This window comes from Bradyrhizobium sp. S3.3.6 (assembly GCF_040546905.1).
Taxonomy (GTDB): domain Bacteria; phylum Pseudomonadota; class Alphaproteobacteria; order Rhizobiales; family Xanthobacteraceae; genus Bradyrhizobium; species Bradyrhizobium cytisi.
Genome location: NZ_JBEPOT010000020.1, coordinates 49,491 through 73,700, shown reverse-complemented (window position 1 = coordinate 73,700; position 24,210 = coordinate 49,491). Strand labels below are relative to the sequence as shown.

The 24,210-nt window shown below is 64.6% G+C and carries 22 protein-coding genes; 13 read left to right on the top strand and 9 right to left on the bottom strand.

Translation table 11 applies throughout. The annotated features are described in order from the left end of the window. The 5 genes from ABID59_RS35955 to ABID59_RS35935 all read left to right on the top strand — a co-directional run. A partial coding sequence (locus ABID59_RS35955) for a chemotaxis protein CheW (protein WP_354086488.1) occupies positions 1 to 306 on the top strand: 306 nt, incomplete at its 5' end. Between the two features lie 36 nt (positions 307 to 342). Continuing rightward, the gene (locus ABID59_RS35950; protein ID WP_148756723.1) at positions 343 to 732 is read left to right on the top strand and encodes a response regulator; all 390 of its coding nucleotides are present in this window, start codon (positions 343 to 345) and stop codon (positions 730 to 732) included. 34 nt (positions 733 to 766) lie between these two features. After that, positions 767 to 1,636: a CheR family methyltransferase gene (locus ABID59_RS35945; protein WP_354086487.1), complete on the top strand. Its 870-nt coding sequence runs from the start codon at positions 767 to 769 to the stop codon at positions 1,634 to 1,636. Between the two features lie 2 nt (positions 1,637 to 1,638). Beyond that, positions 1,639 to 1,956 carry a PilZ domain-containing protein gene (locus ABID59_RS35940; RefSeq protein WP_128963451.1) on the top strand — a complete coding sequence of 106 codons (318 nt, stop codon included), beginning with the start codon at positions 1,639 to 1,641 and terminating at the stop codon, positions 1,954 to 1,956. Positions 1,957 to 2,098: 142 nt separating this feature from the next. Next, positions 2,099 to 2,602 carry a response regulator gene (locus ABID59_RS35935; protein ID WP_148756725.1) on the top strand — a complete coding sequence of 168 codons (504 nt, stop codon included), beginning with the start codon at positions 2,099 to 2,101 and terminating at the stop codon, positions 2,600 to 2,602. 54 nt (positions 2,603 to 2,656) lie between these two features. Here the strand turns inward: ABID59_RS35935 and ABID59_RS35930 are convergent, their stop codons facing one another. After that, positions 2,657 to 2,959, bottom strand: coding sequence for a hypothetical protein (locus ABID59_RS35930; protein WP_354086486.1), 303 nt, complete (start codon positions 2,957 to 2,959; stop codon positions 2,657 to 2,659). A 176-nt stretch (positions 2,960 to 3,135) separates the two neighbouring features. Between ABID59_RS35930 and ABID59_RS35925 the strand changes: the two genes are divergently transcribed. Beyond that, positions 3,136 to 3,771, top strand: a complete 636-nt coding sequence (locus ABID59_RS35925; protein ID WP_148756727.1) for a response regulator transcription factor — start codon at positions 3,136 to 3,138, stop codon at positions 3,769 to 3,771. Positions 3,772 to 3,921: 150 nt separating this feature from the next. Here the strand turns inward: ABID59_RS35925 and ABID59_RS35920 are convergent, their stop codons facing one another. The 3 genes from ABID59_RS35920 to ABID59_RS35910 form a co-directional block, all read right to left on the bottom strand. Continuing rightward, positions 3,922 to 7,518, bottom strand: coding sequence for a PAS domain S-box protein (locus ABID59_RS35920; protein ID WP_354086485.1), 3,597 nt, complete (start codon positions 7,516 to 7,518; stop codon positions 3,922 to 3,924). Continuing rightward, complete coding sequence (locus ABID59_RS35915; protein ID WP_354086484.1) at positions 7,496 to 7,915, bottom strand: response regulator; 420 nt, start codon at positions 7,913 to 7,915, stop codon at positions 7,496 to 7,498. Before ABID59_RS35915 ends, ABID59_RS35920 begins: the two co-directional genes overlap by 23 nt. A 198-nt stretch (positions 7,916 to 8,113) precedes the next feature. After that, entirely contained in the window at positions 8,114 to 8,818 is a 705-nt protein-coding gene (locus ABID59_RS35910) for a GntR family transcriptional regulator (RefSeq protein WP_354036289.1), read from the bottom strand. Between the two features lie 94 nt (positions 8,819 to 8,912). Between ABID59_RS35910 and ABID59_RS35905 the strand changes: the two genes are divergently transcribed. From ABID59_RS35905 to ABID59_RS35880, 6 genes are all read left to right on the top strand, one after another. After that, positions 8,913 to 9,932, top strand: a complete 1,020-nt coding sequence (locus ABID59_RS35905; protein WP_354086483.1) for an ABC transporter substrate-binding protein — start codon at positions 8,913 to 8,915, stop codon at positions 9,930 to 9,932. Continuing rightward, positions 9,932 to 10,693: an ABC transporter ATP-binding protein gene (locus ABID59_RS35900; protein WP_354086482.1), complete on the top strand. Its 762-nt coding sequence runs from the start codon at positions 9,932 to 9,934 to the stop codon at positions 10,691 to 10,693. The genes ABID59_RS35905 and ABID59_RS35900 overlap by 1 nt, the downstream gene beginning before the upstream one ends. Positions 10,694 to 10,704: 11 nt before the next feature. Beyond that, on the top strand, positions 10,705 to 11,568 hold the full coding sequence (locus ABID59_RS35895; protein ID WP_354086481.1) for an ABC transporter permease: 864 nt from the start codon (positions 10,705 to 10,707) through the stop codon (positions 11,566 to 11,568). Beyond that, positions 11,565 to 13,301, top strand: a complete 1,737-nt coding sequence (gene araD / locus ABID59_RS35890; protein WP_354086480.1) for an L-arabinonate dehydratase — start codon at positions 11,565 to 11,567, stop codon at positions 13,299 to 13,301. Before ABID59_RS35895 ends, araD begins: the two co-directional genes overlap by 4 nt. Positions 13,302 to 13,431: 130 nt before the next feature. Then, on the top strand, positions 13,432 to 14,151 hold the full coding sequence (locus tag ABID59_RS35885; protein WP_148755896.1) for a ribonuclease activity regulator RraA: 720 nt from the start codon (positions 13,432 to 13,434) through the stop codon (positions 14,149 to 14,151). Between the two features lie 84 nt (positions 14,152 to 14,235). Beyond that, positions 14,236 to 15,327, top strand: a complete 1,092-nt coding sequence (locus ABID59_RS35880; RefSeq protein WP_148755895.1) for an SMP-30/gluconolactonase/LRE family protein — start codon at positions 14,236 to 14,238, stop codon at positions 15,325 to 15,327. Between the two features lie 12 nt (positions 15,328 to 15,339). On the opposite strand, the gene ABID59_RS35875 is transcribed toward ABID59_RS35880, so the two are convergent. The 4 genes from ABID59_RS35875 to ABID59_RS35860 all read right to left on the bottom strand — a co-directional run bounded on the left by ABID59_RS35875 (position 15,340) and on the right by ABID59_RS35860 (position 21,709). After that, positions 15,340 to 17,445 carry a S9 family peptidase gene (locus ABID59_RS35875; protein ID WP_354086479.1) on the bottom strand — a complete coding sequence of 702 codons (2,106 nt, stop codon included), beginning with the start codon at positions 17,443 to 17,445 and terminating at the stop codon, positions 15,340 to 15,342. Between the two features lie 242 nt (positions 17,446 to 17,687). Next, positions 17,688 to 18,875, bottom strand: a complete 1,188-nt coding sequence (locus ABID59_RS35870; RefSeq protein WP_354086478.1) for a pyridoxal-phosphate-dependent aminotransferase family protein — start codon at positions 18,873 to 18,875, stop codon at positions 17,688 to 17,690. A 106-nt stretch (positions 18,876 to 18,981) separates the two neighbouring features. Further along, the gene (locus tag ABID59_RS35865) at positions 18,982 to 19,707 is read right to left on the bottom strand and encodes a thermonuclease family protein (RefSeq protein WP_354036279.1); all 726 of its coding nucleotides are present in this window, start codon (positions 19,705 to 19,707) and stop codon (positions 18,982 to 18,984) included. Positions 19,708 to 19,981: 274 nt separating this feature from the next. Beyond that, the gene (locus ABID59_RS35860) at positions 19,982 to 21,709 is read right to left on the bottom strand and encodes a hypothetical protein (RefSeq protein ID WP_354086477.1); all 1,728 of its coding nucleotides are present in this window, start codon (positions 21,707 to 21,709) and stop codon (positions 19,982 to 19,984) included. Between the two features lie 410 nt (positions 21,710 to 22,119). Between ABID59_RS35860 and ABID59_RS35855 the strand changes: the two genes are divergently transcribed. Continuing rightward, a complete protein-coding gene (locus ABID59_RS35855) occupies positions 22,120 to 22,971 on the top strand; it encodes a caspase family protein (protein ID WP_148755890.1) in 852 nt (283 codons plus the stop codon). Between the two features lie 158 nt (positions 22,972 to 23,129). Here the strand turns inward: ABID59_RS35855 and ABID59_RS35850 are convergent, their stop codons facing one another. Then, the gene (locus ABID59_RS35850; protein ID WP_354086476.1) at positions 23,130 to 24,020 is read right to left on the bottom strand and encodes an efflux RND transporter periplasmic adaptor subunit; all 891 of its coding nucleotides are present in this window, start codon (positions 24,018 to 24,020) and stop codon (positions 23,130 to 23,132) included. Positions 24,021 to 24,210 lie beyond the last annotated feature (190 nt).

Genomic DNA, 24,210 nt, shown 5'->3' with positions numbered 1-24,210 from the left:
CTGCGCGGCCGCATCGTCACCGTGGTCGACATGCGCGCCCGCCTCGGCCTGCCCAAGCCCGAGGACGGCAAGGTGCCGATGGCGGTCGGCGTCGACCTGCGCGGCGAATCCTATGGCCTCCTGATCGACCAGATCGGCGAGGTGCTGCGGCTGTCCGAGGACGGCAAGGAAGACAACCCCGTCAACCTCGACCCCCGCATGGCCAAGCTCGCCGGCGGTGTCCACCGTCTCGACGGCCAGCTCATGGTCGTCCTCGACGTCGATCGTGTCCTCGAGCTCAAGACCGAAGTGCAAATGGCTGCCTGAACTTTCACGAAAGACATTTAGAGCCGGAGAACGAAGATGAAGACCTGTTTGGTGGTTGACGATTCCAGCATCGTTCGCAAGGTCGCCCGTCGCATCGTCGAAGCGCTGGGCTTCCAAGTCATTGAAGCGGAAGACGGCGTCGAGGCGCTGGTTCATTGCAAGAAGGCCATGCCGGAAGCCATCCTGCTCGACTGGAACATGCCCGTCATGGATGGCTTCCAGTTCCTGGGCACGCTGCGCCGCATGCCCGGTGGCGAAGAGCCCAAGGTCGTGTTCTGCACCACCGAGAACGGCATCGACCACATCACCAAGGCGATGGGCGGCGGTGCCAACGAGTACATCATGAAGCCGTTCGACAAGGAAATCGTGTTGGCGAAGTTCCAAGAGGTCGGGCTGGTCGAGCGCGAAGAAGAGACAGCTGCCTGAAAATACACCTGCCAGTAGCGTCAAGAGGTATCCTGTGAATCCGCCCGACTACGAGTATCTGCGTAAGTTGCTGAAAGAGCGCTCCGGTCTCGATCTGTCCGCCGACAAGCAATATCTGATCGAAAGCCGTCTGCAGCCGCTTGCGCGCAAGGCCGGGCTCTCCGGTATCTCCGATCTGGTGCAGAAGCTGCAAGGCGGCTCGAGCGCGCTGATCACCAGCGTGGTCGAAGCCATGACCACGAACGAGACCTTCTTCTTCCGCGACAAGGTCCCGTTCGACCATTTCCGCGACACCATCATGCCGGAAGTCCTCAAGGCCCGCGCCAGCCGCCGCAGCGTGCGGATCTGGTGCGCCGCAGGCTCGACCGGGCAGGAGCCCTATTCGCTCGCGATGACCCTGAAGGAGATGGGCGGGGCCCTGACCGGCTGGCGCGTCGAGATCATCGCGACCGATCTCTCGCAGGAAGTGCTGGAGAAGGCCAAGGCCGGCGTCTACAGCCAGTTCGAGGTGCAGCGCGGCCTGCCGATCCAGATGTTGATGAAATATTTCAAGCAGACCGGCGAGACCTGGCAAGTCAATCCCGATCTGCGGGCGATGATCCAGCATCGGCAGCTCAATCTGCTGCAGGATTTCTCCCACCTCGGTACGTTTGACGTCATCTTCTGCCGCAACGTGCTGATCTATTTCGATCAGGAAACCAAGATCAACATCTTCAACCGCCTGGCCCGCCAGATCGAGCCCGACGGCTTCATGGTGCTCGGCGCTGCGGAGACCGTGGTCGGACTGACCGATACGTTCAGGCCGATTGCCGATCGTCGTGGCCTCTACAGGCCGAATGATCCGCGTGCCGCTGCGGCGGCCGGTGCCGCGGCGCCGCGGATGGCCGCGATGGCAGGGCGATAGGCATGGCCGAGGATGGCAAGGGCGCAGAGCGCGTCACATTCAGTCGGGGCTATGATGTCTGCATCATGGCTATCGACGGCACGTGGCGGCGCGACTGCACCCTCAATGCGATTTCCGATACCGATGCCATCCTCACGGTGGAAGGCTCGATCCAGGGATTGAACCTCAAGGAGTTCTTCCTGCTGCTGTCGTCCACCGGCCTTGCCTATCGCCGCTGCGAGCTGGTGCGCGTCAACGGCGCCGAGATGGACATCCAGTTCCTACGCGGCAAGAATCGCAAGAAGCGCGGCGCGGCCAGCGGCCATGATGCGGTGGCGTGATCGCGACACGCAGCGTGTTGCTCCTTCCCGAGGCGTTGCTTCACATTTTCTGAAAACATCCGAACGAATTTGCAGGCCCGGCTTTACGTGGCCTAAGCGCGCACCGTGTATCAATGACAGGTCGCAATTTCAGGGTCCGGCCATGCCAAGAAGCTCCCTCTCCCCTATCCCGTCAAACCTTCCCGACGTCGCCGAACGGCGCGCGCTTCAGCTCCTGGTGGTCGATGACGACGCCACGCAGCGCAGCCTGATCAGTGTCGCCGCCAAGCAGGCCGGCCACGAAGTCGTCGTTGCGCCGTCGGTCGCGGAAGCCATCGAGAAGCTGCGCGCGGCGCGCTTTGACTGCGTGACGCTCGATCTCGTGCTGGAGGATGGCGACGGCATCGACGTGCTGCGCGAGATGGCGGCGGCGAAATTCACGGGCTCCGTGATCGTCATCAGCGGCATGGACGGCAAGCGCCGCAGCGGCGCCCGCAGCTTCGCCCGCTCGGTCGGGATCGAGCTTCAGAGCCTGCCGAAGCCGTTGGATCTCGCGGCGCTGCGCATCAGCCTCGCCAATCTCGGCAAGACGGCGATGGGGCTGCCGACGATCCATACCTGGGGCGGCGTCGCGACCGACGCGATCGTGGAGCGGCACCGCGCCTGAGGCGCGGAGCTGCCATGCAAGCGGCTGCGGCAAATCGGCTGCGCTGATTGCTGCCTAGTCCGGATTACCAGATTCCGACAGCTTCTGAAGGGCCCGGCCGAGCTCGGCCCGGCACGCGTTGAGGGCGGCGCTCGCCGTGGCATAACGGGGCGTGACGTCGTCGAGCACGACAATCTCGGTGGAACCCGAGATAGCGCTCAAGATAGCGCTATCGTCATCCGGCTCCATCGCCGCGTCGATCAGGCGCATACTGATATCGATGCGCGCGATCAGGGAGCGAAGTTCGGCCGTGATCAACTGACGGCTGTCGGTTTCGGCCATCGCGGCGAGCGGGGGAGTGCCGGCGTAATTTAGCATGGATATTCTCCGTCCCCCGCAATAAGGCACCATGGCGCTACTTGTGCGTTAAGTTCATGTCCCGTACAAATGCGGGGTGGGTCGAATCTGCGCCGAAAGCCATAACGTTAGGCGCGGACGCGAGTCCTTGAACGCCGAACGGACTTGGCAATCGCCTTGGCGAATGGACATGGCACATGGTCGAACAAACCTCCCGTGGTGAGATCTTCGTGGTCGATGACGACCCGGCTGTTCGCGACACCCTGTCGATGGTGTTGAAGGCGTCGGGGTATGAGGTGATCTGTTTTGCGGACGGCGCAGCACTGCTCTCCGTCGCGCGAAGCCGGACGCCGGCTGCCGTGCTGCTCGACGTGCACATTCCCGGAAAGTCGGGCCTCGATATTCTCAAGGAGCTGCACGGCGAAGACTATCCCGCGCCGATCTTCATGATCTCCGGCCAGGGCGACATTGCGATGGCGGTGGGCGCCATCAAGAGCGGCGCGCTCGACTTCATCGAGAAGCCGTTCCGCGGCAGCGAGATCGTCGGCCGGCTGGACGAGGCGATCGGCGCCTATGCGCGCCGGCAGTCGGAGAACGCATCGCCGAAATTCGGCTCGCTGCATTTCCCCGGACGCGAGCCGCTGACCCGCAGGGAGCGCGAGGTGCTCGAGCAGTTCGCGGCCGGTGCCTCCAACAAGGAAGCCGGCCGCACCCTCGGCATCAGCCCGCGCACCATCGAGGATCACCGCGCCAACATCATGAAGAAGCTCGGCGCCCGCAATGCCGCCGATCTGATCCGCATCGTGATGACCGCGGCCCAGCGCGCGTCGTAAAATGGTCTCGTGCCCCGGACGCGGTGCATCATGAAATGATGCGCCGCTGAGCCGGGCCCATCTCTCCAACTCCACGGCTGACAGTTCTGGGTCCCGGCTCTGCGTCGCAGCGTTGCACGGCTCGCGCCTTGTCCGGGACACGAGATCGCCTTACGCCTGCAGCGCCTTGCGGATGATCCGCGCCAGATCGGATTTGCGATAGGGCTTCGCCAGCAGCAGCACGCCTGAATCCAGCCGGCCGTGATGGATGATCGCGTTCTCGGTATAGCCCGACGTGTAGACCACCCTGAGGTCGGGGCGCGTCTTCAGCACCTCATCGGCGAGCTGCCGTCCGTTCATCTTGCCGGGCATGATCACGTCGGTGAACAGCAGGTCGAACGGCTTGCCGCTCGCGACGATGGTGAGCGCCTCCGCGGCATTGGCGGCCTGCAGGGTGACGTAGCCGAGCGAATGCAGCTGGGCCAGCACGTAGTCACGCACCAGCCGGTCGTCCTCGACCACGAGGATAGTCTCGTGACCGCCCTCGCTTGAGGCTGGCATCACGCCATCGGCGACCGGCGTCGGTGTCTTGCCCGGCGGCAGATACATCTTGATCGTGGTGCCGTGGCCTTCTTCGCTGTAGATCTTGATGTGGCCCGCGGACTGCTTGATGAAGCCGTAGACCATGGAGAGCCCGAGCCCGGTGCCCTTACCCGGGCCCTTCGAGGTGAAGAAGGGGTCGAACACGCGCGCCAGCATATGGGAAGGAATGCCGGTGCCGGTGTCGCTCACCGCGATCAGCACGTAGTGGCCGGGCCTGACGTCGTTGACGCTGGCATAGACCTCGTCGAGATAGGCGGCGCCCGTCTCCACGATCAGCTTGCCGCCGCCGGGCATCGCGTCGCGCGCGTTGAGCGCGAGGTTGAGGATCGCCGTGGTGAGCTGGTTCGGGTCGACCACGGCGACGCAGCTCTCGTCCTCGAACACGGATTCGATCTGGATCTGCTCGCCCAGTGTCGGCCGCAGCAGCTTTGCGGTGTCGATGATCAGCGAATTGATGTCGATCTCGCGCGGCTGCAGCGGCTGCTTGCGTGCGAAGGCCAGCAGATGCTGGGTCAGCTCGGCGCCACGGCCAGCGGCCTCGTCGATCATCTTCGTGATCGCGGCGAGCCCCGGATCCTTGGCCACGGCATCGGCCAGGATCTCGATCGTCCCGGTGATCACGGTGAGGATATTGTTGAAATCGTGCGCCACGCCGCCGGTGAGCTGGCCGACCGCCTCCATCTTCTCGGCATGGCGGATGCGCTCCTCGGAGGCGATCTTGTCGGTGAGGTCACGGTAAAACACGTTGAACAGGACGCCCTCGCGGCGCCGCAGCGCCGTGACGCTCAGCTCAGCCTTGAACTCCTTGCCGTCGCGGCGTCGGACCATGAGCTCGCGGCGGCGGTTGAGGGTCTGGCCATCCGCGGATTCGAGGAAGCGGGCGAGGCCGGCCTTGACCCTCTCGCGCTCGCTTTCCGCAACGATCAGGTCGACCGCGTTCTTGCCCAGCGCCTCGTCGCGCCGCCAGCCGAACAGCTCCTCGGCCCGCGAGCTCCAGTTCTGGATGGTGCTGCGATCGTCGGTCTGGACGAAGGCATCGAGCGCGGTCTCGACGATGTTGCGCGCAAGCTGCTCGCTGTCACGCAAGGATTCGGCGGCGTGCCTCGCCTCGGTCATGTCGCGCCCGACGAAGAAGAAACGCTTGGCCTGATCCGACCAATTGCCGAGCCAGGACAGCCAGACCTCGTGGCCGTCCTTGTGAATGCACCGCGTGTCGGCGAGCTTCGGATGTCCGCCGCGCCGGAGTGCGCGCATCTCCTCGCGGGATTGGTCGAGATGGCCGGGATGGATGAAATCGACGCCGCTGCGGCCGATCATCTCGTCGGGCTTGTAGCCGAGCACGGTCTCACAGCTCGGGCTGATCTGCGCGATGTGGCCCCGCGAGTTCATGATCATGATCAGATCCTGCGAGGTGTCAAAAAGCTGCCGCCGCTCCTCCAGTTGCTGCTGTAGCGCCCGCTCCGCGCGCCGCGCTTCGGTCAGGCTGCGCGCGGACCCGGAGGCACCCATGATCTCGCCCAACCGCCCTCTGATCGGCGACAGGCTGAGCGAGATCTCGACCGGCGTGCCGTCCTTGCGCAGGCGCACCGTCTCGAAGCGCTCGATCGGCTCGCCCCGGGCGATACGCTGCAAAATATCCTTGCCCTGCTCGCGGCGGTCGGTCGGGACGATGATCGAGGTGGACTTCCCGATCGCCTCGTCCGCCGAATAGAAGTAGAGACGTTCGGCGGCAGGATTCCAGCCGGTGATGACGGCGTCGAGCGATTGCATCACGATCGCATCGTCGGATGACTCGACCGCGGCACTGAACAGGCGCTCACGCGCTTCATGATGGATTCGCGCGGCCTCGGTGCGGCGATGGTCCTCGATCTCGCGTTCGAGCGCGGCGGTTTTCACCCGGGTCTCTTCGACCATCTGGGCAAAGGCCCGCGCCAGCACGCCCGTCTCGCCGCCGGCATCGACGGGGATGTCTGCCGGCCGTCCGCGGCCGATGGCCTCCACAGCTTCGGTGAGACGCCCGATCGGGCGCGTCAAGGAGCGCGCCAGGAGCACCGCGAGCGCAGCCGCGGCGAGCACGGCAAGTACGCCGACGAGCAAGGAGGTCTTTTGAATGGCCGCCGGCACCCGGCCGAACACGGGCGGGGGGATCGTTTCGACGACCGCGATCCATTCCTTGCCTGCAAGCAGTGCTGGCGCGATCGCCGCGCCGCTCGGCCGGCCCGATCCGTCGGTCGTCAGATGGGTGGATCCGTCGAGCTTGCCGGCCAGCGTGGCAAAAAATGGAAAGTCTTGGCGCCAGTCGGTGGGATGGCCGCGCATTGAGCCGAATTCCCGCGCACGATCGGGGTGGACGAGATAATCGCCGCGCCAGCTTACGACGTAGATTTCTCCCCCTGTGCTCGTGGTCGCGCGGACACTGTCCAGTGCCCGGCGCATGTCGATATTGGCGATGATGATGCCGAACGGCTTGCCGTCCGGCGTGAACAGCGGCGTCGCGACCCGCAACGTCGGAATGTGAAGGTCCGCGGTTCCCCCGTGGCGGCTGGCGAGATCGACCGGAGAAACATAGACCTCGCCCGGCGCCAGTCGCATTGTGTCCTGAAAATAGGTTCGCTCGGTCTTGCGCTCCAGTTCGCTATTGGGGACGATCCGCGCCGTTCCGTTCGGGCCGGAGCGATCGACGCGGACCAGCTCGCGCTGATCGTCATCAAGGCCGATAATTCGAAACTGCCCATAGCTGGGCTTGGCGTCGATCTCGGCCGCGAGGCGCGCCGCGATGCGCTCGCGCCAGGTTTGCTCGGAAACGCCGTCGAGAGTGTCGATGCCGCCTGCGATATGGGCGCGGATCAGACCATTGATGGCTGCGGCGGAGCGATAGCCGAGGAGATCGCCGCGGGCTCCGGCAACGTAGGATTCAAGATTGGTCGCCAGGAGGCGTGACTGGGCTTCGACGCGTTCCAGGACCCGCGGAATGACGGCTTGGGTCGTGTTGCGATAGCCCAGCCACCCCACTGCGGCCACGGTCACCGCCACCAGCAGGATCATCGCGATCGTGAGCCGCGTTGCGAGTCTCATGGGAATGTTCGCTCCGCTTCCCGCATGGCCGCGCCTGTTCCGGCCTGGAACGGAACGAAGGCCCTTGTCATCGGCGGCCGGTGCTGACATCGGGCCCCGCCGGCTCGCCCGACTTCAGGCAACCATCGACCGCCGCCAGCAGCGCATCCGCCCGGAACGGCTTCTGCAGGCTGGCGACCGCGCCGAGCTTGATCGCCATCTTCAGGAAGTCGGGCTCCGCATAGGCGTCCGGCGTGATCGAGCGGCCGGAAATCACGATGATCGGTATAGCAGGCTGGAGCGCCCGCACGTGACGCATCGTCTCCAGCCCGTCCATGCCGGGCATGAAGATGTCGAGGAACAGCAGGTCGAACTGGCCGCCCTCGAACAGGACGAGCCCCTTGCGGCCGTCGCCGGCGACCGTCACGTGATGACCGGCCCGCTCCAACAGCAGGCGTATCGTAAGCTGGACGGCCGGGTCGTCATCCACGATCAGGATGTTGGCCACGTCAAAAACCTCCGGATCGGGCGGGGGAAGTTCCCTGCGACCCAAATCAAAGCATCAAATACGGAACTGTTGCGCGGATCGTGCCTGGCCTGCAAGCACTTCGCGCCCATTGCGACGTGTGATCGCCGGGGTTGCGTGCAAGTCATATGCATGTCTGCGTGCAAATGACCCGGTGCCCGCCTGGTCCTCGGTGCCCGCCTAGTCGGAGAGATATTCGGGATAGCGCTCGCGGATCCTATCCAGCTCGCTCAGCGTGCCTGATAGATGCTTGCGCAGATGCTGCTGCGCAGCCTGGGCATCTTTCGCCTCGATTGCACGCGTGATCAGCTTGTGGTGGCGTACGATGTTCTGGGCCTTGCCGGGCGAGGGCAGATGCAGCCGGCGCAGCCGGTCAATATGTCCGCTGCGGCTTCGCACCAGCATCCAAAGGTCCTGCTTCCGGGCGGCGGCATAGAGCTGGGCGTGGAAATCATTATCGCCGGCAATGAAGGCCTCGAAGTCGCCGGCCTTCGCGAATTGCTGTTGCAACGCAATGGCGTGATCCAGCCGAATGATCAGGGCAGGATCAGGTTTGTCGGCAAGGAGCCGGACGATCTCCAGCTCCAGCGCCTGGCGCAGGAAATGCGCCTGTTGCGCGCGGTCGACGTCGATCTGGCTGACCACGGTCGCGTGCTGCGGAAATACGTCGACCAGGCCTTCTTCCTCGAGCCGCATCAGCGCGTCGCGCACCGGCGTTGAGCTGACGCCAAACTGACCGGCCAGCTCTGCACGCGACAGCGGCGCGCCGGGCGGCAATTCCAGCGCAATGATCGCATTGCGCAGCCGCTCGAACACCTGCGGCGCGGCCTGCCGGGCTCGGTCGAGCCGGGCGGCCGCGCGCGGCACGGGATGGGCTGATTCCATGGCTGCGGCTCCGGCGGACTTGCCTTTGATACACTAATGCATTAGTGCATCAGCGCGGTTGCGCGTCAATGCCGGCCGGAGGAAACGAACAACAATGGTCAAGCAATTCCAGCGTGGCTGCACAGTCATCGCCCTGATCGCCGCGGCAGTCCTGTCGACCTCAACCGCGCAGGCGCAGCAGAAATCCGAGATCTCCCTGTCGCGGCAGCCTGGCATTTTCTACATGCCGAGCCACATCATGGAGAAGCAGAAGCTGATCGAGAAGCACGCGGCTTTGCTCGGCGTGCCCGGCGTCACCACCAAATGGGTGACCTTCTCCGGCGGCGGCGCGCAGACCGATGCGCTGCTCGCAGGTGGCGTCGACATTCTCAACACCGGCACCGGCAATCTGCTGCTGCTGTGGGATCGCACCCGCGGCGGCGTGAAGGGCATCGTCGCGACCTCGGCGCAACCGATGACGCTGATCAGCCGTGACGCCTACATCAAGTCGATCAAGGATTTTGGCCCGAGCGACAAGATCGCGGTGCCGACCGTGAAAGTTTCGACGCAGGCGATCGTGCTTCAGATTGCGGCGGCAGAGGCCTTCGGCGCCGACCAATGGTCGAAGCTCGATGCCAATACCGTGCAGCTTGGCCATCCCGATGCTTATGCGGCGCTGTCGAATCCCAAGCACGAGGTGCACACCCATTTCTCGATCCCGCCTTTCACGTTCCTCGAGCTGAAGAACGTGCCGGGCGCGCATATCGTGCTGAACTCGCCTGACGTGATGGGCGGGCCGCTCAGCCAGGCGCAGTTCTTCACCACCACCAAATTCGCCGACGCCAATCCAAAGATCATCCAGGCCGTGCGCGACGCGACCAAGGAAGCGCAGGACCTGATCCGCAGCGATACCAAACAGGCGGTCGAGATCTACAAGGAGATCACCGGCGACAAGACCTCGGTGGAGGAGCTGCTCGATCTCCTGAAAGAACCCGGCATGATGGAATGGAATCTCGAGCCGCAGGGCACGATGAAGTTCGCGGCCCACCTCTACAAGACCGGCACGCTGAAGACCCAGCCCAAGGCCTGGACCGATTACTATCTCCCCGTCGCGCACGACCTGAAGGGCAACTGATGGCACTGCTCGACGTCAGCTCCGTGACGCTGCGCTACAAGACCTCCAGCGCCGTCGTCACCGCCACGGAGAGGGTGAGCTTCACCGTCGACAAGTCCGACCGCTTCGTGCTGCTCGGACCGTCCGGCTGCGGCAAGTCGACCCTGCTCAAGGCCGTCGGCGGCTACATGTCACCGAGCGAGGGCCGCATGACGATCGGCGATCGCGAGATCCGCGGCCCCGGCGCCGACCGCATGATGATCTTTCAGGAATTCGACCAGCTCCTTCCCTGGAAGAGCGTTCTCGCCAATGTGATGTTCCCGCTGCTGACCGCGCGAAAGCTGTCGCGCAAGGACGCTGAAGCGCGGGCGCGGGCCTATATCGAGAAGGTCGGCCTCACCCGCGTGGTCGACGCCTATCCGCACACGCTCTCCGGCGGCATGAAGCAGCGTGTCGCGATCGCGCGCGGCATGGCGATGGAACCGGACATCCTGCTGATGGACGAGCCGTTCGCAGCGCTCGACGCACTGACGCGCCGGACCTGCCAGGACGAGCTGCTTCAGCTCTGGAGCGAAACCAGGTTCACCGTGCTGTTCGTGACGCATTCGATCGCGGAAGCGATCCGCATCGGCAACCGCATCCTGCTGCTGTCGCCGCATCCCGGCCGTGTCAAGGCCGAGGTGGTCGACGTCGACAAGGTCGGCAATGACGACGGCAGCGCCGGCCGGCTCGAAAAGGAGATTCACGATCTCCTGTTCGCCGGCGAAGCCACCGCGCACTAGGGGAGCCGCTCATGGGCGAAGTGAAGATTTTGCTGCGTAATGCGCCGGTCGCTGCCGTCAGTGGCACGGGTGAGGTCGAGCGCAAGCTGAGTGTGGCCGAGCTGCTGTGGAACGACGGCTTTGTTCGCAAGGCCGTCATCATCCTGTTTCTGGCCGCGATCTGGGAAGCTTACGGTGTTTACCTCGACAACCCCCTGCTGTTTCCCACGCTGCACGACACCATCGCGACGCTATCCGACCGCGTGAAGGACGGCACTATTCCAATGCGGGCCTGGACCTCGCTGAAGGTGCTGTTCATGGGCTATTCGGCCGGCATCGTGCTGGCTGCGATCTTCACCGTGCTCGCGATTTCGACCCGCATCGGCACCGACTTCCTGGAAACGGTGACGGCGATGTTCAACCCGTTGCCGGCGATCGCGCTGCTGCCGTTGGCGCTGATCTGGTTCGGCCTCGGCAATGGCAGTCTCGTCTTCGTGCTGATCCATTCGGTGCTGTGGCCGGTCGCGCTCAACACCCATTCCGGCTTCAAGAGCGTGTCCAACACGCTGCGCATGGTCGGCCGCAATTACGGCCTGCGCGGGCTGCCCTATGTGGCAAAAATCCTCATTCCCGCCGCCTTCGGCTCCATCCTCACCGGTCTGAAGATCGGCTGGGCCTTTGCCTGGCGCACGCTCATCGCCGCCGAGCTGGTGTTCGGCGTGTCCTCGGGCCAGGGCGGGCTCGGTTGGTTTATCTTCGAGAACCGCAACCTGCTCGACATACCCGCAGTGTTCGCGGGCCTCTTGACGGTGATTATCATCGGGCTCTTTGTCGAGAACCTGATCTTCCGCGCCATCGAGCGGAACACCGTCCAGAAATGGGGCACCCAATCATGACCAAGAAGAAAGCACCCGACCAGCTCCGCAGCGCGCGCTGGTTTGCGCCCGATGATCTCCGCTCGTTCGGCCACCGCTCCCGCGCCATGCAGATGGGCTACGCCCCGGAGGAGTGGAAGGATCGGCCGTGCATCGCGATCATCAATACCTGGTCGGACGCGCAGCCCTGCCACATGCACTTCAAGTCGCGCGTCGACGACGTCAAGCGCGGCATCCTGATGGCCGGCGGCCTGCCGGTGGAATTGCCGGCGCTGTCGCTGTCGGAGTCGCTGCTGAAGCCGACCACCATGCTCTATCGTAATCTCCTGGCGATGGAGGCCGAGGAGCTGCTGCGCAGCCATCCGGTTGACGGCGTGGTGCTGATGGGCGGCTGCGACAAGACCACGCCGGCGCTGCTCTTGGGTGCGACCTCGATGAACATTCCGGCGATCTATCTGCCGGCAGGCCCGATGCTGCGCGGCAACTGGAAGGGCAAGACGCTCGGCTCCGGCTCGGACGGCTGGAAATACTGGGACGAGCGGCGCGCCGGCAAGATTTCCGACAAGGACTGGCTCGACATCGAAGCCGGCATTGCGCGGAGCTACGGCACCTGCATGACCATGGGCACGGCCTCGACCATGACCGCGATTGCCGAAGCCATTGGCATGACGCTGCCCGGCGCCTCCTCGATTCCCGCCGCGGATGCCAACCACATCCGCATGGCCTCTGAATGTGGCCGCCGCATCGTCGAGATGGTGTGGGAGGATCTGACGCCGAAGACGATCCAAACCCGCAAGGCCTTCGAGAATGCGATCGCGGTCGCGATGGCGATGGGTTGCTCGACCAACGCGATCATCCATCTGATCGCACAGGCCCGCCGAGCCGGCCAGGACATCGGCCTCGACGATTTCGAGATCGCGAGCCGCAAGGTGCCCGTCATCGCCAACGTCCGCCCGAGCGGAGATGCCTATCTGATGGAGGATTTCTTCTATGCCGGCGGCCTGCCGGCACTGATGGGCCAGATCAAGGACCATCTGCATCTCGACTGCATCACGGTGAGCGGCAAGACGCTTGGCGAGAACATCGACGGCGCCGAGGTGCATAATGCCGATGTCATTCGCAGCGTGGACAATCCCATCTACAAGGAAGGCGCGCTCGCCGTGCTCAAGGGCAATCTCGCGCCCGACGGCTGCGTCATCAAGCCCTCTGCCTGCGCGCCGCGCTTCCTCAAGCACACGGGTCCCGCGCTGGTGTTCGACGACTATCCGTCGATGAAGAAGGCGATCGACGATCCCAATCTGGATGTCACCGAGGATCACATCCTCATCTTGCGCAATGCGGGCCCGCAGGGCGGACCGGGAATGCCGGAATGGGGCATGCTGCCGATCCCGACAAAACTCGTGAAGCAGGGCGTGCGCGACATGGTGCGCATCTCGGATGCGCGCATGAGCGGCACCAGCTATGGCGCCTGCATCCTGCACGTTTCACCGGAGGCCTACATCGGCGGCCCGCTGGCGCTGGTGCAGAACGGCGATCGTATCACGCTCGACGTCGCCGCGCGCACCATCAATCTCGATGTGCCCGAGGCCGAGCTCGACAAGCGCCGCGCCGCCTGGAAGCAGCCCGAGCGCCGCTTCGAGCGCGGCTACGGCTGGATGTTCACCAAGCACATCAAGCAAGCCAACGACGGCTGCGACTTCGACTTCCTCGAGACTGATTTCGGCGCGCCGGTCGGCGAGCCGTCGATTTACTAACCCCCGTCATTCCGGGGCATCGCGAAGCGATGAGCCCCGGAATCCATTGAGCCGCAACATGTGAGGCCAAATGGATTCCGGGCTCGCGCCAAGTGGCGCGCCCCGGAATGACGATCAGAGAGAGCACATCATGCCCAAACTTAGCGAAGCCACCCGCAACAAGCTCAAGACCGTCTCCACCGCCACTGTCGCCACTGCGTTGTTCAAGCGCGGCCTGCGCATCCAGATGATCCAGGATGTGCATCCCTTAGGCCGCGACCAGCCGACCATGGTCGGCGAGGCCTTCACGCTGCGCTACATGCCGGCGCGCGAGGATCTCAACACCATCGACGTCTTCAGGGATCACTCCCATCCGCAGCGCAAGGCGGTCGAGGATTGCCCGGCAGGCAGCGTGCTGGTGATGGACAGCCGCAAGGACGCGCGCGCGGCTTCCGCCGGCGCGATCCTGGTGACGCGATTGATGAAGCGTGGCGTCTCCGGTGTCGTCACCGACGGCGGTTTTCGTGATTCCGCCGAGATCGCCAAGCTCGGCATTCCCGCCTACCATCATCGCCCCTCCGCGCCGACCAATTTGACTCTGCATCAGGCGATCGAGATCAACGTTCCCATCGGCTGCGGCGATGCGCCGGTGTTTCCCGGCGACGTCGTCCTCGGCGATGCCGACGGCGTCATCGTCATCCCCGCGCATCTCGCCGATGAGATCGCCAATGAAACCTTCGAGATGACGGCGTTCGAGGATTTCGTCACCGAGGAGGTCGGCAAGGGCCGCGGCATTTTCGGCCTTTATCCCGCGACCGATCCGCAGACGCTCACCGACTTCGCGGAATGGCGGAAGAAGAACAGCCGGTAAGGCCGTTCGCGCCAAAACCGATCACGTCAAGAAACAGGCCGGCCACATCAAGTGCCGGCCTTTTATCAAGCAGGGAGAACTCTTATGACTTTCACGCGACGCAATCTCTTGTCCGGCGCCGGCGCGGCGGCGGCTTCGACGCTGCTGGCCCGCGCGGCCGGTGCGCAATCGTTTCCGTTCACGCCCGCTCAGCGCTATCCGGACCCTGCCGTCCAGATCCTCGACCCGAGTTTTGCAAAATACCGGCTCTATTCCTCGACGCTCGAGCAGGTCGCGACTGGCCTGCGCTGGGCCGAAGGTCCGGTTTATTTCCCGGAAGGCGGTTATCTCCTGTTCTCCGACATTCCCAACAACCGGATCATGAAGTTCGACGAGAAGACCGGGCAGACCAGCGTGTTCCGCGCCAACGCCAATTACGCCAACGGCAATACGCGCGACCGGCAGGGCCGGCTTGTCACCTGTGAGCACTCCGTCACGCGCCGTATCACCCGCACCGAGAAGGACGGCAAGATCACAGTGCTCGCCGACAAGTTCGAGGGCAAGCGGCTGAACGCGCCGAACGACATCGTGGTGAAGTCCGACGACAGCATCTGGTTCACCGATCCGATCTTCGGCATTGCCGGCGAGTGGGAGGGCAAGAAGGAGAAGCCGGAGCAGGCCACCACCAACGTCTACCGCATCGCCAGGGACGGCAAGCTCACCGCCGTGCTCACCGACCTCGTCAATCCGAACGGCATCGCCTTCTCGCCGGATGAGAAGAAACTCTATGTCGTCGAGTGGAAGGGTACGCCCAATCGCAGCATCTGGAGCTACAATGTCGGCGACGACGGTAGCCTCAGCGGCAAGACCAAGCTGATCGACGCCGCCGACCAGGGCTCGCTCGACGGTTTTCGCGTCGACCGCGACGGCAATCTCTGGTGCGGCTGGGGCTCCAACGGCGCACTGCAGTCCGAGCCGAGCGACGTCGGTGGCCGCAAGGTCTACCAGCTCAAGGGCAAGTCGGAGGATCTCGACGGCGTCATGGTGTTCAGCTCCGAGGGCAAGCCGCTCGCCTTCATCAAGTTGCCCGAGCGCTGCGAAAATCTGTGCTTCGGCGGCCCGAAGAACAACCGCCTCTACATGGCGAGCTGCCACTCGATCTACGCGCTTTATGTGGAGGCGCACGGGGCGGTGTGAGGTGGGTGCGGCTTACACCCCCGCCTCCGCCATTCCCGCGGCCCACAGCGCGAACGCATACACGATCGCGACTTCATCGAGCCGGTCAAAGCGTCCCGAGGTGCCGCCATGGCCGGCGCCCATGTTGGTGCGGAGCAGGACCGGACCGCCGCCGGTCATGGTTGCGCGCAGGCGCGCGATCCATTTGGCGGGCTCCCAGTAGGTGACACGCGGATCGGTCAAGCCGCCCATCGCCAAAATCGCTGGATAGTCTTTTGCTGCGACGTTGTCGTAGGGCGAGTAGGACAGGATGGTGCGAAAATCCGTTTCGCTCTCGATCGGGTTGCCCCATTCCGGCCATTCGGGCGGCGTCAGCGGCAGCGTGTCGTCGAGCATGGTGTTGAGCACGTCGACGAACGGCACTTCGGCGACGATGCCCGCGAATAGTTCGCCGGCACGGTTGGCGACCGCGCCCATCAGCATGCCGCCGGCCGAGCCGCCATGGCCGACGATACGCTTGGCGCTGGTATATTTCCCATCGATCAGCGCGCGGGCGCTGGCGGCGAAATCATCGAACGAATTGGTCTTCTTCTCGCGCTTGCCGTCGAGATACCAGCCCCAGCCCTTGTCGGCGCCGCCGCGGATATGGGCGATGGCGTAGACGAAACCGCGGTCGGCCAGCGACAGCCGGTTGGCGCTGAACGAGGCCGGCATCGCCATGCCGTAGGAGCCGTAGCCATAGAGCAGCAGCGGCGCCGCGCCGTCGAGCTTGAGCCCGCGGCGATAGAGGATCGAGACCGGCACCTCGGCGCCGTCCTGCGCCTTTGCCATGATGCGGGTGGTGACGTAGTCGCTCGCAACGTGCCCGGACGGAATTTCCTGGCGCTTGCGCAAGGTGCGCGTGCGCTTGGCCATGTCGTAGTCGTAGACCTCCGACGGCGTCGTCATCGACGAATAGGCAAAACGCAAATTTGTCGTGTCGAATTCGTAGGAGCCCATCGTGTCGAGCGAATAGGCGGCCTCGTCGAACGCGATGGCGTGCTCCTCCGTCGTCTTGAGGTCGCGGATCACGATCGCGGGCAGCGCGTTGGCGCGCTCCAGCCGCACCAGATGGCCGGCATAGAGATCGAGATCGATGATGTAGATGCCGGGACGATAGGGGATCAGGTCGCGCCAGTTGTTCCGCTCGGGCGAGGCGAGCGGTGCCGTGACGATCTTGAAGTCGATGGCGTCGTCGGCATTGGTGAGGATGAAGAGCTCGTCGCCGCGATCGGCGAGCGAATATTGCACGCCGTCTTGGCGCGCTGCGACAAGGCGCGGCGGCGCTTCCGGATGGGTGAGATCGATCAGCCGCTGCTCGCTCGTCTCGTGGTCGCCACCGGCGATCACGCAGAAGCGGCCGCTGGTGCTCTCATGCAGATGGGTGAACCAGCCGGAATCCTGTTCCTCATAGACCAGCGTGTCGTCCGCCTGCCTGGTGCCGAGCCTGTGCCGCCACACCTGCATCGGGCGGTGATTGTCGTCGAGCTTCACATAGAAGAAGGACTTCGCGTCCTTGCTCCAGACGACGCCGCCGTCGGTCTCCTCGATGACGTCGTCGAGGTCCTTGGCCGTAGCCCAGTCGCGGACGCGGATCGTAAAATATTCCGAGCCTTTGGTGTCGGCGCTCCAGGCCTGCAGCTTGTGATCGTCCGAGTGGCGGCTGCCGCCGAACTTGAAGTATTTGTGGTCTTTTGCCAGCGCATCGCCGTCGAGCACGATATCGCCCTCGCCGCCCTCGCGCGGCATGCGGCCGAACAGCTCGTGCTGGCCGCCCTCGCGGAATTTGCGGAAATACGCGAACGGTCCGTCCGGCGACGGCACGCTGGAATCGTCTTCCTTGATGCGGGCGCGCATCTCGCGCACCAGCGTCTTTTGCAAGCTCGCGGTGTGGCCGAGCAGGCTCTCGGTGTAGCCGTTCTCTTCATCCAGATATTTGCGGATGTCGGGATCGAGCACCTTGGGCTCGCGCAGCACCTCCTGCCATTTCGCGTCCTTCAGCCAGGCATAGTCGTCGGTCACGGTGATGCCGTGGTGGGTGAAGGAATGCGGCCGGCGCGGAGCAACCGGAGCTGTGCTGATTTTGCTGGTTTTGGGCAAATCGATCCTCGATATAGGGGCGTGTCTGGCCTCTATATCAGATCGAATGTGGGGGATTTAAAGAAGGCCGCTTGCACCGGCGGTCGGCTCCCTCGCCCCGCTTGCGGGGAGAGGGTGGGGTGAGGGGGAGTCTCCGCGAGGGAGGTGAGAGTTGAGTTCGCGGAGAGTCCCCCTCACCCGGAATGCGCGCGGAAGCGCGCCCATTCCGGCCTCTCCCCGCACGCGGGGAGAGGCGAAGAAGCCTACGCTGCCACCTGCTCGCCGAGATACGCCACCGCCGCCTCGAGCCCGCCTTTGCCGTGCGGGATCTTCAGCGCGTTGAGGCCGACCTCGATGACCCCGAGCGTGCCGAGCAGCATCGGCGCGTTAACATGGCCCATATGGGCGATGCGGAAAGCTTGTCCCGAGAGATCGCCGATGCCGGTGCCGAGCACGACGCCGCACTTCTCCTTGCAATAGCGCTGCAGCACCGCGGGATCGTGGCCGGTGGTCATGGTCACCGTGGTCACGGTGTTGGAGCGCTCATGCGGTTCGGCGACGTTGAAGCCGAGCACCTGGCCCTCAGTCCATGCGCCGACCGCCCGCCGCGCGGCTTCGCCGAGCAGGGCGTGGCGGCGGAACGCGTTCTCCAGGCCTTCCTCGTGAATAAGGTCGATCGCCTGGCGCAGCGCGAACAACAGATGCACCGGCGCGGTGCCGGCATATTTGCGATAGTTCTCGGTGCCCTCGCGCTCGCTCCAGCTCCAATAGGGCGTTGCCATGTTCGCCTTCTTGTGGGCTTCCAGCGCACGCGCGTTCGCGGAGACGAAGCCGAGGCCGGGCGGCGTCATCAGGCCCTTCTGCGAGCCGGACATCGCGACGTCGACGCCCCATTTGTCCATCTCGAACGGCATGCAGCCGAGCGAGGCGACGGTGTCGACCATGTACAGCGCGGGATGGCCGGCCGCCTTGATCGCCTTGCCGATCGCCTCGATGTCGTTCTGCACGCCTGAGGCCGTATCGATCTGGACGACGACGACGGCCTTGATCTTGTGCTCGGTGTCGCGGCGCAGCCGCTCCTCGACCTCGTGTGGCCGCACCGCACGGCGCCAGTCGCCCTTGAGCACCTCGACCTCGGCGCCCATCAGCGCGGCCGCATTGCCCCAGCCGATCGCAAACCGTCCGCTCTCCAGCACCAGCACCTTGTCGCCGCGCGACAGCACGTTGCTGAGCGCGGCTTCCCAGGCGCCGTGGCCGTTGGCGATGTAGATGTAGGACTTGCCCTTGGTCGCGAACAGATTCGAGATGTCGCGGAGCAGGCTTTCAGTCAGGTCGAGCATCTCCCTGGAGTAGATGTCGATCGCCGGACGATGCATCGCCTGCAGCACCGCGTCAGGCATCGTGGTGGGCCCGGGGATGGCCAGAAATTCCCGGCCCGCGCGAACGGTCATTGCTATCTTCCTTGTGTCGTGAAGACTGTCTGGTGGGTCGCTGATTCACTCTTCTACGCGGCGGCGCAGCCTGAGAAAAGCACGTAAAATGCAGGTCTGAGGTGGGTTATCGCTTCGTCTCGCGGCAGCCGGCGGCCTCGGCCTCCTCGACCGAGCAGAACCAGCGTGTGCCCTTGCTGATCTTCATCTTGATCTGGGTGTACCAGCGGCTGTTCGGGGTGTGATAGATGCACTCGCCGGCGGTGTTGACGTTGCCCTTGATGGTGCAGTCCGGCGAGGGCGCGACCGGCCCCGAGGCCGAGGCGAGCAGCACCGCATGGGCGCCTTCGGGCGGCTTGGTGGCGCCCAAAATCGTCGTCTTCTTGTTGCGCACGCGCCAGTCCCAGGGGGCGATGAAGGCGCCCTGCCACATCCCGGCTTTTGCCTCACGTGCGGCAGCCTCGTCCGCGTCGTAATCGTGGGAGACGCGGGCGTAGGACAGGGCCCAGCCGCTGCGCACCAGCCATTTCTGGATGTCCTCGCCGCCGACCTCGCAGCGCGCCACGGTGCGGCCGCGCCGGTCGATCGAGCGGGCATGGCAGACCCAGCTCTTGCCCTCGGTGTATTTGGCGAGCTCGTCGCGCGCTGCCGCGCCGCAAGTCCAGCGCTCGGATTTGTTGTTGAGGCAAAGCTGGTCGGCCGACGGCGCGTCGATGCCGCCAAGCCGGATCCGCGTGCTGCCGATCAGGACGGAATCGCCATCACGGACCTTGGCGGTGCCGGTGACGTCAGCCGCCTGCGCCAGCGACGGCACAGCGAGCAGAGACAGCGCAATCAGGACTTTTCGCAACATGTCGGTCCGAAGGTTCGGGAAAATCTCGATAAGCCCCGCAATTGTGGTCGGCTTTGGGCCGCCCGGCCAGCACATGCCTAACGGAGAGGCTTTCAACTTCCCGTCATTGAACGAATGGCGCTCGTGTCCCGGACGCGGTGCGACGTGCAACGCCGCTCCGCTGAGCCGGGACCCAGAAAATCGCGGGGGAGCGTACCGGTGGCATGGGCCCCGGCTCTGCAGCGCACCGCCGAAGAGGCGCTGCGCTGCGTCCGGGGCACGGATGGAGTGCGTGTTACCCCCGCGCCATCGCCCGCCTCGCCACCGCCAGGCCCATCAACACAAACGCCGACGTCACCTCGGGGCCGCCGACCAAAATCCGCGTCGGGGTCTTCATCTTGTTCCATTCATAGGCGCGGAACGGGCCGCGGCGGCCGCCTTCGCCGATGGCATTGACGATCACGTTCAGAGCCGGCGCGAACGCGCGCGGGTCGGCGCCGAGATGGCCGAGCGCGATCAGCGCCAGTGCCGCGTCGAACACGTTCATCTCGGCCGCCATCAGCTCGCCCTTGACGTAGGAAAGCACGCGATGGCGGATGAAATCGAAATCGCCGTCGGGATCGATCGCAGCCTGGGCTGCCAGCGGCAGCGCCAGGAAGGCCGCATAGCAGCGGCCGAAATAGGCGCTGTAGAGCTCCGGCAGATAATAGATGTGCGAGCGTGGATTGGCGAAGGCACCGCTCGCCGCCAGCCGCTTCTGGAAGCCGATGATGCGATGCACGGTCGCGAGCCGCGCCGGTGTCTCCAGAATCCTCCAGCGCGCCAGGTTGCGAAAGCTCACCTCGAGAATGTCGAGATTGAGCGTCGGATCGAGATCGTTGCCGTAAGGACGCTCGCCCTTGAGGTTGTCGATCCAGGTCGCAACGCCGCCTTCGTAGTCGATATTGTCGTTGAGCGGCACCGTCACGCGCGGCTCGTTGACACCGGCATGCACCTGATAGCCCGCGTAGAAATCCAGCAGCGGCTGGTCGATGATCGGATCGGTGCAGCCGGCCTGCGTCGCCGCCGAAATCGAGCACGCCGTGGTGTCGCAATCCGGCACATAGACGCCGAAGCCAAGGTCCTGCTTGATCTGGGCGAAATAGCGCGAAAAGCGCGGATGCGGCGCCGGTGCCAGCGCCGTGATGACGTTGAAGCGCTGGCCGCCGCTGCCCTCGACCTGCTCGCGGCTGATGTTGACGCAGAAATCGACCATGTCGGCGATGGCGCGCTCGGCTGCAGTCTTGTCGGCCGGCGAGGCGAGCCCCGTTTCGACATAGCCGAGCAGCGCCTCGATGAAGAACGCATCGTAATAGGCCGAGCGGTGGCGGATCTGCACCGGCTCCCACATCGGCTCGGCGATTCCTCGCCAGGGTGGATTGACCACGGCGCGCGCGGGCGAGCGCGCGATGAAGACGCGGGCGAGGTTGAACAGCAGCGATGAATTCTTGTAGCCACGCGCGTTCAGCCCGCTGAGCGCCATGATCAGCTCGCGGCCGCGAAAATCGGGATCGCCGATCAGGTTGAAGGCGGCATAGGTCGGCAGGAAACCGTTGTTGCGGTACGAGCCGAGCAGATGCTGCGCGCAGTCGCGGATCACGCCGTCGATCTGCGATTGTGCCGGCATCGCGCCGACGAAATTGACCGGCGGCGGTTTTGGATGGTCGAGCGCGATGGTGTCGACGAGATCGGCGATGGGCTGGCCGACCGCCGCCCAGTCGGGTTCGGCATCGTCGCGGGCGCGGGCCAAAGCCTCGCGCAGCCGGGTCAGCTTGGCCTCGTCACGCAGATCGCTCAGGCCGGCGCGGCGCAGCAGCACCCGCAGCGCCGGGTTGCCGAGCGCGGTCTTGTAAAATTTCGCCAGATGCGGATCGCCGCTGGCTTGGCCCGACAAGACGGGATCGCAGACGTCATAAAGGGAGGGGCCGTCTTTCCGCGCCGTCAGCACCCGGCACGCGGCACCTGCAAAATAATGAAAGCTCATGAAATACCTGGTCGCGGGGGACTTTCACGGGAGCCAGATCGATGACCCGTCCCCCACAAGTCTTTGAAAAGCTACCCGGATTCGCGGGAAATACAAATGTGACTGACGTCACGGAAAAGCCCGGCACGGGAGCTGCATAATCAATCCCCGGAAGGCTACGGGGAGCCAAAAATGGAGAAACCTTGGTTGGGTAATTAACCAATATATTCAATGGCTTATATCAAATTTTGGGCGATCTATTGCCGGGGCAGTGATATCCGGTTAAGGGTTTGTTTGGTGCGGCGCCGCAAATTGCGCGCAATTCGGGGGCACTCCCCCGGCCAATCCCTCAAACCTAAAGACGCTATCGCGCTACTCAATCCGTGTGCGCGCGCATGGACGGTCTTTGGCACTGACAGGAATGAACCGAGATGAATGTAAGGCAGCTCGACATTTCCCGACGCACGATTGCGGTGGCCGCGGCCCTTATCGGCACGGTGTCGCTGGCGATCGGCGCTCATGCTGCGCTGAACATGCGTTCGCTCGATGCCGCCAAGGCCGTCTCGACCGACCAGGTCACGGGCTCGCTGGGCCAGACCTCGCGTCTCGCGCTCGTCATCGGCAATGGTCATTATCCCGACGCGACCGCGCCGCTGACGCAGTCGATCAACGACGCGCGCGCGCTGTCCTCGTCGCTGCGCAAGAACGGTTTTGACGTCGACATGGTGGAGGACGCGAGCAAGGACGACATGGTCCGCGCCGTCAACCGCCTCAAGTCCCGCATCAGGCACGACACCGTCGTCATGCTGTTCTTCGGCGGCTACGGCGTGCAGGCCGGCCGCGAGAGCTACATGCTGCCGGTCGATGCCGTGATCTGGAAGGAGAGCGACGTCCGCCGCCAGGGCGTCTCGATCGAGGGCGTGCTCAACATGATGAAGGAGCAGGGCGCCAAGGCCAAGCTCGTCGTCGTCGATGCGTCCCGCCGCAATCCCTATGAGCGCCGCTTCCGCTCCTATTCGCATGGCCTCGCGCCGATCGGCACGCCCGACAATGCGCTGATCCTCTCCTCGGCCTCGCCCGGCAAGGTCGTCGACGACGGCAAGGGCGAGCACAGCACGCTGGTCAGCGAGCTCCTCAACAATCTCAATGCGCAAGGTAGCAGCGCCGAAAGCGTCTTCAACAAGACCCGCGTCGCCATCTCCCGCGCCTCCGAAGGCGACCAGGTCCCGACGGTCTCGTCCTCGCTGCTCGAGGACGTGCAGTTCAACGAAGCCGGCGGCTAGTTTCTAGCGGCGAACGTAGCTTCGCAGGGTGGGCAAAGGCGCAAAGCGCCGTGCGCAAATCTGCCTCTCCATCGTCCTTGCGAGCGCAGCGAAGCAATCCAGAATCTCTCCGCGGATTGCTTCGTCGCAAGAGCTCCTCGCAATGACGACCGTGGCTGCTACTTCGCCGCGTCCGCGCTCGCCATCACCGGGCGCACGGGATCGCCTTCGCGCAGCAGCGCGCCGGCGCGGGCGACGACGATATCGCCTTCGGTGAGGCCGTCGCGGACCTCGATATTGCCGCCCGACATCAAGCCGGTCTCGACGCGCTTGGTCTCGACGCGATTGCGGCGGATCACCTGCACCACGGTGCCGGCGGATGAATATTGCACCGACGTCAGCGGCACCGCGACGTTGCAGCTCTGCCCGGTCTTGATCAGCGCGCGACCGCTCGCATTGAGCAGCAGCCGCTTCTGCGAGGAGATGCCGATATAGACCATGCCTTGCTGGATGTTCGGCTCGACGGTCGGTCCGATGCGGCGCACCTTGCCCTCGATATCGCCGGCGCCGGCAATGCGCACGGTCGTTGGCTGATTGACCGCGAGCTTCCTGACATCGTTGGTCGCAACCAGGCCGACGAGATCATATTCGCTGCGCGCCACGATGGTGAACAGCGCCTCGCCCTTCGCCGAGGCGGGATTGCCGATCTGCGCGGTCGAGGTGGCGATGACGCCGGCGACCGGGGCGGTGACCTGCAGCGTGCCGCCTTCGGGCAGCGCCAGCCGTGCCAGCACCTGGCCGGCCGTCGTGGTCTCGCCGGCTTCGGCCAGCACCTCGGTCACCTTGAGCCCGGGACGCTCGGGCCGCACCGAGGTCTCCTCGCGCGCGATGATCGAGCCGGTGGCCTCGACGATGTCGGAGAAGCAGGACTTTGCCGCCTTCAGCACCGTGACCGCCGGCCCCTTGGGCGCGTCGTCATCGGCAGCGAGCACGGGCTGGGCGGAGACCAGCGCCAGTCCGGCGAGGGCAGCGAAGGTCCGGGAAAAGGAACGCGCAGGCAATGAACGCATCGGTCATTCCGGTTGGCCGCAAGGCTTTATCGATAGGGCCTCGATCGATAGCAGAAGCGGCAGCGGCGGGCCATGGGTTGACCGGATGAGAAATGCCGCAGCGCAGGCGGCAGGAAGCCGCCCGTTGATTTAGTCGCTGCGAAAGCAAAGAGGTTCGCCGGTGGTCGCGCATCCCGGACTCGTCATGGCC